Origin of the sequence: Alkalihalophilus marmarensis DSM 21297, assembly GCF_000474275.2 — a bacterium.
GTDB classification, from domain to species: domain Bacteria; phylum Bacillota; class Bacilli; order Bacillales; family Bacillaceae_D; genus Alkalihalophilus; species Alkalihalophilus marmarensis.
The window spans coordinates 1-12,937 of record NZ_ATAE01000030.1 but is presented as its reverse complement, the minus strand read 5'-3'; the positions used below and the strand labels follow the sequence as shown (position 1 = coordinate 12,937).

Below are 12,937 nucleotides of genomic sequence, written 5' to 3'. Positions count from 1 at the left end.
CATCTTTTTTAAATAAATATATGCTAGAATGACAACGGTAGAAAAATGAAACAAATATGAACAATCATCGTATAAGGTAGTGGAGGTGTAAAAAATGAATAAACCGAAAACGGATCGCTTGCTAAAAGGTATAATTGGTACAAGCTTTGCCTTAGCAAGTTTGAGTGCATGCTACAGTCCCAATACAGAAGACTTAGTAAACATCCCGCAAACATCACCTGAGGAACCCCCTCCATCTCCAGAGGAAACAGGCTGTGAAGTTTGGACTTGGGATGCAGAGGCAGAAGCTTATCAATGTGCCGAAGAGGGATCAGAACACCATGGCCACTATTATGCAGGTGGAAGCTGGTTTCCAACGTTTGCCGCATTTATGGCCGGAAGAGCGTTAGGTAGTGCAGGAAGCTCACCAGTAACGAATCAAAGACAAGATGGCTCCACAAGCACAAATTCACAAACAAACCAGCAGTCAAATCAAAATCAACAAACGAACCAGCAAAATCAATCCCAGCAAAATAATAACCAAACAACGAACTCCCGCTCAGGAATGGGTGGAGGTGGTTTTTTTGGAGGGTAGTTACAAAGAGCGTCGTGATAGTTTTTACAATCAGATCGATCATTTTTGGGATCGATTATATGGTATGGAATATGCTTTATATGATTATATTCCACTTTCTAATAGGCAGGTAGCAGAAGTTCAGCAAGCAACTGAAGAGGTATACTCCATTTTTAAGAAAACGAATCAATTAGTAAGACTAGCGGAAGAGGAAACGCTCATACAGCTTGGCGTTCCTAAACAAACCCTCTCGCTTTTGAAAAAGGAGAATATCAGCTTTGAAACGGTTATCGGCCGTTTTGACTTTGTCGACACTAAAAACGGATTAAAGATCGTAGAGTTCAATGCGGATACACCGACCTTTATAAAAGAGGTGTTTGAAGTAAACGGCAAAGTCGCAAACAGCTTTGACTGTGCTGATCCTAATGAAGGAGAAGATGAGAAAATAGGCAAGAATGTGCGAGCAGCCGTTAATCAATTATCTGATTACTTAGGCTTGATGGAGTATCCATATGTTGTATTTACCGCTCATAAAGAGGATATAGAAGATCGTGAAACCTTAAACTATTTGATGAAGTCTGCTAAGATTCCAGGCGCTGCTTTTATCCCATTAGATGAACTTATTGTAAATACTAGTGAGGGGGAAGCTGGAGTATATGATCAAGATGGAAAGAAGATAGATATAGTCTACCGTCATACTTATCCGCTTGAAGCATTAGTGCGAGATCACACAGATGATGGCTATCTGATTGGAGAAGCATTTTTGCAATTAGTCGAACACAAAAAGGTTGGAATCCTTAATCCGCCATCAGCTTTTTTAATGCAGACAAAAGCAATGCTTGCTGTTATATGGGGGCTGCATGAAGCGAATCATCCATACTTTTCTGATTACGACCACCAAATCATTGAAACGTATTTTTTGCCGACATACTTAGATGAGGAGCCTTTCCTAGAAACAGGAGAGAAATATGTTTCTAAGCCTGTATTCGGCAGAGAAGGAGATACGGTAAGAATAAAACAATTTGGCCGCGTGATTGGAGAAGAGACGCACAATACATACGACGAGTTTATTAAAGTATTTCAAAAATACGTTGAACTGCCAACGGCCGTCGTTAACACAGAATTAGGTGCAAAAGAAATGCATTTGCTCATTGGCAGTTTTGTTGTAGGAGAAAAAGCGAGCGCATTTGGGTTTCGTGCAGGTGCAGCCATTACTGATAATTTATCATATTTTTTGCCTTGTGTAGTGAAAGGGGATACCTAACTAGTGGACATTTTATATTATCTACAAACATTTGATCATTTTCTCATTTATTTAGCAACATCATTTATATTATTTCTAATAGGAACGTTTATTTTTAAGCGGCTGACTCCTTATTCAGAAAGAGACTTGATACGAGCAGGGAATGTGGCCGTTTCTCTTAAGTTACTAGGGAAAATGGCAGGTCTGGTTGTTGTGTTGCAATCAGCAATCAGAAGTTCAATCAATTTAATAGACTTAGCGATCTGGGCATTAATCGCTATTATTATTCAAGTGTTGCTTCATTTTGTATTAGAACATGCCTTTACACGAAATACTAATTTAGCAAATGAGGTAGAAAAGGGTAATGTGGCAGTCGGGTTGTTCCTTGGAGGTATTTCTGTATTAGTAGGCATCATTGTCGCTGCAACAATCAGCTATTAACTTGATAGGGGGAGCAGAAATGTTACCATACCGCTCATTAACAACACCTTTTGATCAAGAAAAGTATCTTAATCGTTTTGAATCACTCTATGATGAAATGGCGAAAGATGGTTTTACATGGGCTACTCTATATGAGAATTACGAAGAACATCAATATATGAGTGATTCTATGCTAGAAGTTCCTCATGCGATGTATACCGAGATTAAAAATGCAACAAGGGCAGTAGATGCAATTTATATAAAAACAATTAAAATGATAAAAGAGAATCCTAATATTATGCATCGTTTAGGTATTCCTGTTATGTTGTGGGATCTTTTGTTAGAAGATCAGAGTAAAAGATTTTCATACTTTACGAGATATGATTTTATTGCTTCAGTACATGGATTGAAGGTAATAGAAGCAAATACTGATACACCTGTTGGACTAGTTGAAGCAGCTATTGCTCAGAACCGTCTAGCGAACGTGCATCAAGTGGAAAATCCTAATGAAGGGATAAACCGGCTTGTAAAAGAAGCATGGGATCAGGTTGTAAAAGATTACCAGATAAGAAGTTCAGATACGCTCTACTTTACAGCTGCGAATTGGCATGATGAGGATAAGCTAACAGCAAAGTATTTGATGCAACACTACCCTCAAAATGCAGATTACATCCCATTAGAGGAGATAGAAGTAAGAAAAGATGGGGTATATGATCCGAGCGGCAATCAGATCCACTTTTTATACCGTCTTTATCCACTTGAATACTTTCTTCATGAGAAAAGCGGTACGGGCGAGTCGATTGGTGAGCAATTTCTTGTGAACGTATTAGATGACAAAGTAAAGTTGATAAATCCTCCACAAGCATTAATGATGCAGTCCAAAGCAGTCCTCTCATTGATTACTGAGAAGAAAAAAGAATGGTATACAAGAGGGGAACAAGAAATAATTGAGCGTTACTTTTTACGCACATATGACGATCAGGCCGGTCTATATTCCTACGTTAAAAAGCCCGTACTAGGACGAGAGGGCGGGGGGATTACTGTAGTAGAAAATAATCGTATTCTAGATCAGGACCTTGATTACTATCAAGATCAACAAATGGTTTATCAAGAATATTACCCAATGCCAAGTCAGACGATAGACACGTGGGATGGACCTTATACAGGCAGGTTACTTATTGGTTCTCATACTATGAACGGTGAACCAGCAGGACTATTTTTCCGGGTAGGTGAATATATTACTGGTAATTTGTCCATGTTTGTTGGATTTACTATAATGAAATAATCAAAAGAGGCAGCAGTAGATGTGGCTGTCTCTTTAAGATGGTGGTAAGTAAGGAAGCAGACATAGCTAAAGATAAACAAATCGCACAAAAAAACAAATGGATCTTTGCATATGAAGTTCTTTTATTTACATTAGCATGTGTTACGTTTGCACTCGTCTTTATTGATGAAAATCAATATTATGTATTAGATTTAATTGTGTGGCTCATTTTTACAATCGATGTACTTATAAGATTCATTCTAAGTAAAAATAAAACCGCTCATCTTAAAAAGAATCCTCTTGATTTGATCATCATCATACCATTTGATGCGGTATTTCAGCTGGCTAGAATTGCAAGAGTCCTCAGAGCACTTATACTTTTGGTTATTATTTTCATATATGCAAGGCCCTTAGCAGTAATATTAAATAAGCACGGATTAGGAAAAGCCGTCACATTCATGACGTTGATGGTCTTTTTAAGCTCGATTCCTATTGTTCACCTTGAACCGAATATTGAAACATATGCTGATGCACTATGGTGGAGTATTGTGACAACCACGACTGTAGGTTATGGAGATATATCGCCATCAAGCCCTATAGGTCGATTAATTGCTGTGTTTCTGATGCTTTTTGGAATAGGATTAATTGGGATATTACAGCTTCAATCACCAGTTATTTTTTAACAGGGACGATTAAAGAGGAATCTACCCAAGTTACGTATATGAAAGAAAAAATCAATGAATTAGATCACTTAACTGCTGCTGAAATAGACATTCTTATAAAACTTCTTGAAGAAGAAAAGCGTAATCGAGATACGTGCTGAATTTATATTAGAATAATATTATCAAGGTGTAGGTATCTGCACCTTGATTTTTTTATGCCTCGAAAATTGCCCTGGAAATAAATAACCGCACCTTTTTTACTATGAAAACAGAGAATTATCTGTTTTTTTGCAATTAATTGTAAAACTGCTTGTTTATTAGCTTGTTTAATGTTAACTTAAAATAAAAAATAGTTAACAAACAGGAGGGCAAAACAAAATGAGTGAGTGGTTAAACTATGCTAAAAGAGCGATAAATGGTGAAAGATTATCATTGAATGAGGGGTTGTCTATCTTACAGGCAGACGATGAAGAAGTACTGCCTATCTTACAGTCAGCGTTTAAAGTCAGAAGACATTTCTATGGAAAAAAAGTGAAATTAAATATGATCATCAATGCCAAAAGTGGACTATGTCCCGAAAATTGTGGGTACTGTTCACAATCAATTGTATCAACGGCGCCAGTTGAGAAGTATTCTTTCTTAGATAAGGAAACATTGTTAGCGGGTGCAAGAGAAGCAATGGAGAGAAAAGCAGGAACCTATTGTATCGTAGCAAGCGGACGAGGTCCGACTGAGCGAGAGCTCGACGGGGTTATTGAAGCAGTAGAAGAGATTACAGCTACGATGCCTTTAAAAATATGTGCGTGTTTAGGAATTTTGACAGATGAGAAAGCCAAAAGACTAAAGCAAGCTGGTGTTCATAGATATAATCATAATATTAATACTCATCGTGATCATCACGAGGCGATCACAACAAGTCATACATATGATAACAGAGTCGAAACAGTAGAAAGTGCAAAGAGTGCAGGGATGTCACCTTGTTCCGGCGTCATTATAGGAATGGGAGAAACAGATGAACAAATTGTAGAAATGGCATATGCCCTGCGTGAGATCGATGCGGATTCAATTCCCGTAAACTTTTTACATGCCGTACCAGGTACTCCGCTTGAGGGAAAAAGCCGGACAGCGCCAATGAAAGCCTTACGCGTCTTAGCATTAATGAGATTTATTAATCCATCAAAAGAAATTCGTGTCTCAGGTGGCAGGGAATTAAATCTTAGAACTTTGCAGCCGCTCGCGTTGTATGCAGCGAACTCTATTTTTGTTGGAGATTATTTAACAACAGAAGGACAAAGTGTGGAGATTGATCATCATATGATTGAAGACCTAGGGTTTGAAATTGAAGAGCGCGCTATTCCAGTTACTTAAATCAACATAATAAATTACATTCATAAGAATGACTTTATAACCCCATACTATTTGAAAAGGAAGGGGTTGTAGGGATGTTTAGAAAGAAACGTTCATCTCGTTCAGGATACTTTATCGGATCACTTGTCGGTACAGCAGTTGGTGTTGCTGGTTATTATTTATTAGCTAGTGAAAGAGGCAGCCAATTGAGAAACGGTCTGGTTAATAAAATGCCAGAAGCAAATTCAAAAAAAAGTGGCGCCTTATCCCACCTATTACTTGAATTTGGCAGTGAATGGAGCGAGGATATAAAAGAAGTGCTAAGTGACAGCAAAAAACCTGAACAGATGAAAAACCAAAGTGCTGGTGAACAATCAGAAATTGGTGAATTAATACAAGGTGTGTTAGAAGAGGAGTAGTCAATTCATTTTGACTGCTCTTTTTTAGGTTTTAATCCATTGTTTTGAGGAAAATGTAAAAGGTATTCGTATAATTATGTGATTGCCATCTCATATGAGGTTTTTGTGGTAAAATATTAATTTTAATGGAGAGGTTAATGTGAGATAGAGGTGACTATTTAATGGATAATTCAATGGAACGCTGGAGAATGCTGATTGCATCCTTTCAACGTCTAGAATGGATAGATATTTCAATTGCCTTTGGAATATTTCTTATCTTCTTGGTTTTTCGTAAGCTATTTACCAAATATGTGTTTAAATTTATTGTTTCTCTGACACGGAGAACCCCAACTCATGTGTTTACCGATGTGCTGCTTTCGTTTGAGAAGCCCTTAAGGCTTTTTTGGATTGTATTAGGTACATACTTAGCTTTGTTGTATCTGCCTTTCAACATAACCACAACAGAGTTTGTTCAGCATATTTACAGGTCGTTTATAATTATGCTTCTTGGATGGGGCTTACATAATTATATGTCTGCTCATTCCGCTTTTTTCTTCCGTTTTGCTAAAAGAGTAGAACTTGATGAAGATAGTATGTTAGTTCCTTTCTTATCAAAGATCCTAAGGTTTTCTGTGATTGCCTTAACAATCGTGGTCATAGCTGGTGAGTGGGGATATAGTATCAGTGGTTTCATTGCTGGTTTAGGGCTTGGTGGTCTGGCATTTGCTCTAGCAGCACAAGATACAATCGGTAACTTCTTTGGAGGAATTATTATTATTACAGAAAAACCTTTTTCAAAAGGAGACTGGATCAAAACGCCTTCAGTAGAGGGTACTGTAGAGGATATCACTTTCCGCAGTACACAAATAAGAACATTTGCTGATTCTATTGTTACGGTTCCTAACTCTACCCTTGCAAACGAACCGATTACCAACTGGTCACAGATGACAAAGCGTCAAATTACTTTTAAAGTCGGTGTAACGTATTCTACCCCTCGTCATAAGTTAGAGCGCTGTGTTCATAGAATTGATACGTTGCTTAGAGAGCATGAAGAAGTCAATCAAGATTTAATTATGGTTCGTTTTAGTGATTTTAATAATTCAAGCTTGGACATTTTTGTTTACTTTTTTACGAATACGACTGCATGGACCGAATGGTATCGAATAAAAGAAGATATTAATTTTAAGATCATGAACATATTAGAAGAAGAAGGTGTAGAGATTGCATTCCCAAGCAGAAGTCTCTATGTTGAAAAAGATCATCAAGATGTCATGCAAGAAATGTTAAAAGATGAAGTGGAAGAAGATCATACCGCTGAAAACGAGAAGAGCTCAACATAATGAGCTCTTCTTTTTTATGGCACCTTCAAAGAGTCACTTCACTGTGTTGTTCTTATCATAAGAAAACAATAAATGATGCACACTATTAGATGACACATCAATTGCAGTTGTGAAATTGGCTAATGAGAAGGAGAATTCTGTGTGGGAAATTTAACGATAACCTTTAAAATATCAATTGTTATGGCGCTTTTATTTGTTTTATGGGGAACATTTTTCCCGACAAATCTCGGTCAAGTAATGGAGAGTGCGCAAACATTTTTTTTGACATCTTTTGGTTGGTTTTATCAGCTTGCTGCTTCATTCTTTCTATTGTTTGCTCTGTTTTTGATCTTCAGTAAATATGGAAAGATAAAACTAGGAAAGGAACATGATAAACCTGAATTTAACCGGCTTACTTGGTTTGCCATGCTTTTTAGTGCGGGGATGGGGATCGGGTTACTCTTTTATGGTGTCTCAGAACCTATATCACATTATGCAGAACCTCCTTATGGCGGGGAAGAACTGGCTAGAACGTCTGAGGCAGCTCTCATTGCTTTGAGATTTACATACTTACACTGGGGATTTCATGCATGGGCCATCTATGCGACAGTAGCATTAGCTTTAGCTTATTATAAGTTTCGCAAGCAGGTACCAGGTTTAATGAGCTCCACATTGCAGCCTATTTTTGGAGACAAAGTCAGGGGACCTATTGGATATACAATTGATATTATAGCTGTATTTGCAACGTTATTTGGAGTGTGTGCTTCGTTAGGCTTAGGTGCTCAACAAATTAATGCAGGATTAAATTATTTGATTGGGATACCTATTAATTTTAACATCCAGTTATTGATTATAGGTATTATTACAGTTTTATTTATTATTTCAGCTTCAACAGGTATTAAAAAAGGAATTAAATATTTAAGTAATACGAATATGATTTTAGCGGTATTACTATTAATCATTATGATCATTGTTGGTCCGACGTTATTTTTATTAAACCTTTTTACTCATACATTAGGGCAGTATATTCAAAACTTGCCGCAAATGGGGTTGCGTATTTCTCCATTTAATCAAGAAAGTGCTGCCTGGACTCAAGGGTGGACGATTTTTTATTGGGCATGGTGGATCTCTTGGTCTCCATTTGTTGGAATGTTTATTGCTAGAGTATCAAAAGGGAGAACAGTTAGAGAATTTGTTGTAGCTGTATTAATCGTTCCTACACTTGTTTGCGCATTCTGGTTTGCCATCTTTGGCGGAACAGGAATTTATTTTGACTTAATAGAGGGGCTAGATGTAGCTGGCCAAAGTTTAGAGACGGGGTTATTTTACGTCTATAACTTTTTACCGTTAGGCGGGGTATTATCTGTATTAACTGTATTGCTTATAAGTACATTTTTCATCACCTCTGCTGACTCTGCCACATTTGTTCTTGGAATGCAGACGACTGAAGGAAATTTAAATCCCTCCGTCTTTATTAAAATCTCTTGGGGGCTGATTTTAAGTGCGTCTGCGGTTGTATTAATGGCATCAGGAGGACTAAATGCCTTGCAAACGGCGATTATTGTCAGCGCATTTCCTTTAACCTTTATCTTACTTGCTATGAGCTACAGTATACTTAAGGTGTTTAAGCTGGAAATGAAGGCACAAAAAAAATAAATTCAATACTGCACAGAACTTCTCATGGAGATGTTCTGTGTTTTTTTCTTTAGCCTAGAAAAGCGGCTGTGATGTTCAAATGATTCTGAATCCTTTATAATGTTTTTATTAACTATTAGAGAGAAAACGGTGTTAGCTGCAATTTAAGGAGTGGAGAAAAATGATTGAAGAGAAGACCGCACAATTTAGGCGGACTACATTTGCTTTAGGGGTAGCTGCTTTTTTTATTTTTGCCAATTTACATTTTCCGCAGCCAATTTTACCTGTACTAGCAAGAGAATTTCAAGTTTCAGATGTAATGATTAGTTTACTTGTTTCCGTTCCGTTATTTGTTCTAGCCATAGCCTTCTTCATTTACAGCCCATTGTCTGATGCGCTTGGGCGTAAGAAAATCATGAATACAGCAATGGTTATTGCTTGTTTCTTATCGCTTGGGTTAGCAGTAGTTCCTGGCTTCGAAGGACTCTTGCTTATCCGGACGCTTCAAGCCATCGCCCTCGCTGGCATCCCAACTATTGCGCTTGCGTATATAAGCGAAGAATATGCCAAAAAAGCAATGACGGTAGCAATCGGCGTCTATATTAGTGCAAACAGCTTTGGAGGAATGACAGGCCGTTTTATGAGCGGGGTATTAACGGATCTTTCAAGCTGGCGAATAGCTTTTTTAGTTATGGGATTAATCAGTGTCTTGTCTGTGATATTAGTATTACTGTTTCTCCCAAATTCAAAGCAATTTACTCCGCAGCCTTTTCACTTTAAAGAAGTGATTGCTAATTACCGGCATCATTTAAGTGACCGGCAGCTGCAGCCAGCGTATATTGTTGGAGGACTACACTTTCTAATTTTTATAGGGTTTTACAGTTATGTTGCGTTCTTACTGTTAGCAGAGCCATTTTCTTTATCAACTACAGTTGTAGGGTTTGTTTTTATCACATATATGGCAGGTACTTTTTCTTCAACGCTTGCCGGAAAGCTTGCTAAAAAATACTCACAGGCTTATTGTCTTAAAATCGGTATCCTGATTATGGCTGTAGGTATTACTCTTACACTGATTATGAATTTGTTATTGATTGTGCTGGGATTGCTCTTGCTTAGCTTTGGATTCTTTTTTGCTCATTCATGCTCTAGTGCATGGGTATCAAAGTATGCAACAACAGCGAAAGCAAGTGCTTCAGGATTGTACCTAACTGCTTATTACACTGGGGGCGGACTTGGCGGTATTTATTTAGGGTGGTTTTGGGTGCATGCTGGGTGGATAGGAGTGGTGGCTGGGTCAATGATGATTCTCGTGGTGACCACATACACATCTATTCAAATGAAACATTTAGAGGAAACAGACCATCTTAAATCGACTTCTTATACGGTAAATTAAAAAGTGATATTTCGTATATCGACAAATTACGTTATCTTTGACAATTTTTGTGCTGATTATGTCTTAATTATTGGAATGGTTTTCATAGGAATCACAAAAAATCACACGAATATTTAATTTTAACAAGATAAACGTTTTAAAAAGCGGGTGAGCAGGGTAATTCTATATATAGATAATATTACCGTTTAAAACGTTTTAAAAGGTTAAAGGCAGGTGTGTGAGGATGAAATATATAAAATATTTTATTGTGATGAATATGGCTATCTTCCTATTTGGCTGTGGACAAGGGAATTCAATAGTAATGGATATCGAGGAGTTAGACAAACCAGGATCAGTCGTTTCAGCTGCGACCCCTTCATTTCTTTCATTTACTTGGATTGAAAAAGGATTTAACGGTATCTTTTTTCCGACTGATCAAGCTTTAGGAGAATCGCAGACAGATGTGTTAGAAAGTCTTGGAGAGCCTAGTGAAAAAGGGTTATATGAAGGTGGAAATTATTATACTTATGACCGTACAACCTATATTTTTTCAAGTGAGAACTACTTATTAGAAGCCATCATGATGGACATATCTGACTACCGGGTTTCGGTAGAGGAAATGAAAAGAGCTTTAGGAACGCCGGACCGCAGCGAATTAGATGAGATGGATGGTTATTGGACCTATTCTTATGAATTAGATGATTATACGTTGTTTTTTGAAACATCTGAGGAAGGAAGCCCGCTTGAATTTGTATGGTTAGTTGAATCAGATAAACAATAAATAACAAGCAGGAGCGAGAGTACTAACGAAAACGTTAGTACTCTTTTTATGTTGTTCTGCTACAGTGAATACGCGTTCGTTTACTTTTAATGCAAATGAAAGAAGTTAGCCAAATAAAGATAAGATGTTTTCTATAAAGCGGCGTAATAGTGTTATTACTTCTGGGTATGTTACTTGTAATTTCTTCAAAAGTATAATTTTTCGAAAAAATAAGAAAAAACTATTGTAATTATTTTAATACTGTTATATTATAAAACACGTAGAAACAAACTGTAATAATACAGAGAGAAAAAAGGGGTCGAACTAGGAGAGGGTGAATGTACGACAAGTGACAATCAATGACATCTAGAGCATCTTAACTTCGTAAGAATCCTGCAAGAAGTGCATAACTGTTAGTCCATTGAAAAGACATTGATTCAGCTTATGATTTCTGTTATTGAACAGTATGAGGATCTGAAGTGTGTGACGCTTAGAGACAGAATCAGGATCATGGGCAGTATCAACACTTTAAAAAAAGGGAGAGATTATCATGACAAAAGAAAATCTAAAATTAGCAGCTGAACAATTACAAGCACAGTGGGAAAATGATGAGAGATGGCAAGGGATTGAACGTACATATTCTGCTGAAGAAGTAGTCAAATTAAGAGGATCAGTTCAAATTGAACATACATTAGCTAAGCGCGGAGCTGAAAAGCTTTGGAACTATCTTCACAATGAAGATTACATCAATGCACTAGGCGCTTTAACTGGTAACCAAGCTGTTCAACAAGTAAAAGCTGGCTTAAAAGCTATTTATCTTAGTGGATGGCAAGTAGCTGCAGATGCTAACTTATCTGGTCAAATGTATCCAGATCAAAGTTTATATCCTGCAAACAGTGTTCCAAGTGTTGTTAAGCGTATTAACCAAGCACTACAACGTGCAGACCAAATTCAACATATGGAAGGTGAAGGAGATATTGATTATTTCCAACCGATCGTTGCTGATGCGGAAGCTGGTTTTGGCGGTCAGTTAAACGTATTCGAATTAATGAAAGGCATGATTGAAGCTGGTGCATCAGGTGTCCATTTAGAAGATCAGCTTGCATCTGAGAAGAAATGCGGACATTTAGGCGGTAAAGTACTAATTCCTACACAAACTGCAGTACGCAATCTTACAGCTGCTCGTCTAGCTGCAGATGTAAGCGGTGTACCAACACTCCTAATTGCTAGAACAGATGCAGATGCTGCTGATCTTATTACAAGTGATATTGACCCGGCAGATCATCCGTTTATTACAGGAGAGCGTACGCCTGAAGGATTCTACCGTACGAAACCAGGTCTTGACCAAGCTATCGCGCGTGGTTTAGCGTATGCACCATATGCTGATCTTATCTGGTGCGAAACTTCAAAACCATCGCTGGAAGAAGCTCAAGCATTTGCTGATGCTATCCATGCTAAATTCCCAGGAAAAATGCTTGCTTACAACTGTTCGCCTTCATTTAACTGGGAAGCTAATCTTGATAAAGAAACAATTGAAACGTATCAAGTGGAGCTTGGGAAAATGGGTTACAAATTCCAATTCGTTACGCTTGCAGGATTCCATGCTCTAAACCACAGCATGTTTGAATTAGCACATGGCTATAAAACTCGTGGAATGGGTGCATATTCAGAGTTACAACAAGCTGAATTTGCAAGTGAGTCAAAAGGCTACACTGCTACTCGCCACCAACGTGAAGTAGGTACAGGGTACTTTGATGAAATTTCACAAGCAGTATCTGGTGGTACATCTTCAACAACTGCACTAAAAGGTTCTACTGAAGAATCACAATTCCAAAAGCAATAATAAATGATAAAATAACCGGCCATCATTAGATGAGCCGGTTATTTGTTGTACAGGAAGAAATTAGAGTTGTTTTAGTTTTGTTTTGTTTTTTTTTTTTTTTTTTTTTTTTTTTTTTTTTTTT

General features: G+C 37.5%; 12 protein-coding genes. All 12 read left to right on the top strand.

What is annotated here, in order from left to right:
* The first annotated feature begins 94 nt into the window (after window positions 1–94).
* The 12 genes from A33I_RS20840 (at window position 95) to aceA (ending at window position 12,816) form a co-directional block, all read left to right on the top strand.
* On the top strand, window positions 95–574 hold the full coding sequence (locus A33I_RS20840) for a DUF1190 domain-containing protein (protein ID WP_012959598.1): 480 nt from the start codon (window positions 95–97) through the stop codon (window positions 572–574).
* On the top strand, window positions 564–1,817 hold the full coding sequence (locus tag A33I_RS10220) for a glutathionylspermidine synthase family protein (protein ID WP_022628334.1): 1,254 nt from the start codon (window positions 564–566) through the stop codon (window positions 1,815–1,817). Before A33I_RS20840 ends, A33I_RS10220 begins: the two co-directional genes overlap by 11 nt.
* A 3-nt stretch (window positions 1,818–1,820) precedes the next feature.
* On the top strand, window positions 1,821–2,237 hold the full coding sequence (locus A33I_RS10215; protein WP_022628333.1) for a DUF350 domain-containing protein: 417 nt from the start codon (window positions 1,821–1,823) through the stop codon (window positions 2,235–2,237).
* A 19-nt stretch (window positions 2,238–2,256) separates the two neighbouring features.
* Entirely contained in the window at window positions 2,257–3,501 is a 1,245-nt protein-coding gene (locus A33I_RS10210) for a glutathionylspermidine synthase family protein (RefSeq protein WP_022628332.1), read from the top strand.
* Window positions 3,502–3,539: 38 nt separating this feature from the next.
* Window positions 3,540–4,163 (top strand): potassium channel family protein, encoded by a 624-nt coding sequence (locus A33I_RS10205; protein ID WP_051320836.1) that lies wholly within the window; start codon window positions 3,540–3,542, stop codon window positions 4,161–4,163.
* Window positions 4,164–4,520: 357 nt separating this feature from the next.
* On the top strand, window positions 4,521–5,510 hold the full coding sequence (gene bioB, locus A33I_RS10200) for a biotin synthase BioB (protein ID WP_022628330.1): 990 nt from the start codon (window positions 4,521–4,523) through the stop codon (window positions 5,508–5,510).
* A 74-nt stretch (window positions 5,511–5,584) separates the two neighbouring features.
* Window positions 5,585–5,908 (top strand): YtxH domain-containing protein, encoded by a 324-nt coding sequence (locus A33I_RS10195; protein WP_022628329.1) that lies wholly within the window; start codon window positions 5,585–5,587, stop codon window positions 5,906–5,908.
* Window positions 5,909–6,069: 161 nt separating this feature from the next.
* Window positions 6,070–7,227 (top strand): mechanosensitive ion channel family protein, encoded by a 1,158-nt coding sequence (locus tag A33I_RS10190; protein ID WP_022628328.1) that lies wholly within the window; start codon window positions 6,070–6,072, stop codon window positions 7,225–7,227.
* A 141-nt stretch (window positions 7,228–7,368) separates the two neighbouring features.
* On the top strand, window positions 7,369–8,862 hold the full coding sequence (locus tag A33I_RS10185) for a glycine betaine uptake BCCT transporter (RefSeq protein WP_022628327.1): 1,494 nt from the start codon (window positions 7,369–7,371) through the stop codon (window positions 8,860–8,862).
* 160 nt (window positions 8,863–9,022) lie between these two features.
* Window positions 9,023–10,234, top strand: a complete 1,212-nt coding sequence (locus A33I_RS10180; RefSeq protein WP_022628326.1) for an MFS transporter — start codon at window positions 9,023–9,025, stop codon at window positions 10,232–10,234.
* A 223-nt stretch (window positions 10,235–10,457) separates the two neighbouring features.
* The gene (locus tag A33I_RS10175) at window positions 10,458–10,994 is read left to right on the top strand and encodes a DUF4309 domain-containing protein (protein WP_022628325.1); all 537 of its coding nucleotides are present in this window, start codon (window positions 10,458–10,460) and stop codon (window positions 10,992–10,994) included.
* 529 nt (window positions 10,995–11,523) lie between these two features.
* The gene (aceA, locus tag A33I_RS10170) at window positions 11,524–12,816 is read left to right on the top strand and encodes an isocitrate lyase (protein ID WP_012959587.1); all 1,293 of its coding nucleotides are present in this window, start codon (window positions 11,524–11,526) and stop codon (window positions 12,814–12,816) included.
* The last annotated feature ends 121 nt before the right edge of the window (window positions 12,817–12,937 follow it).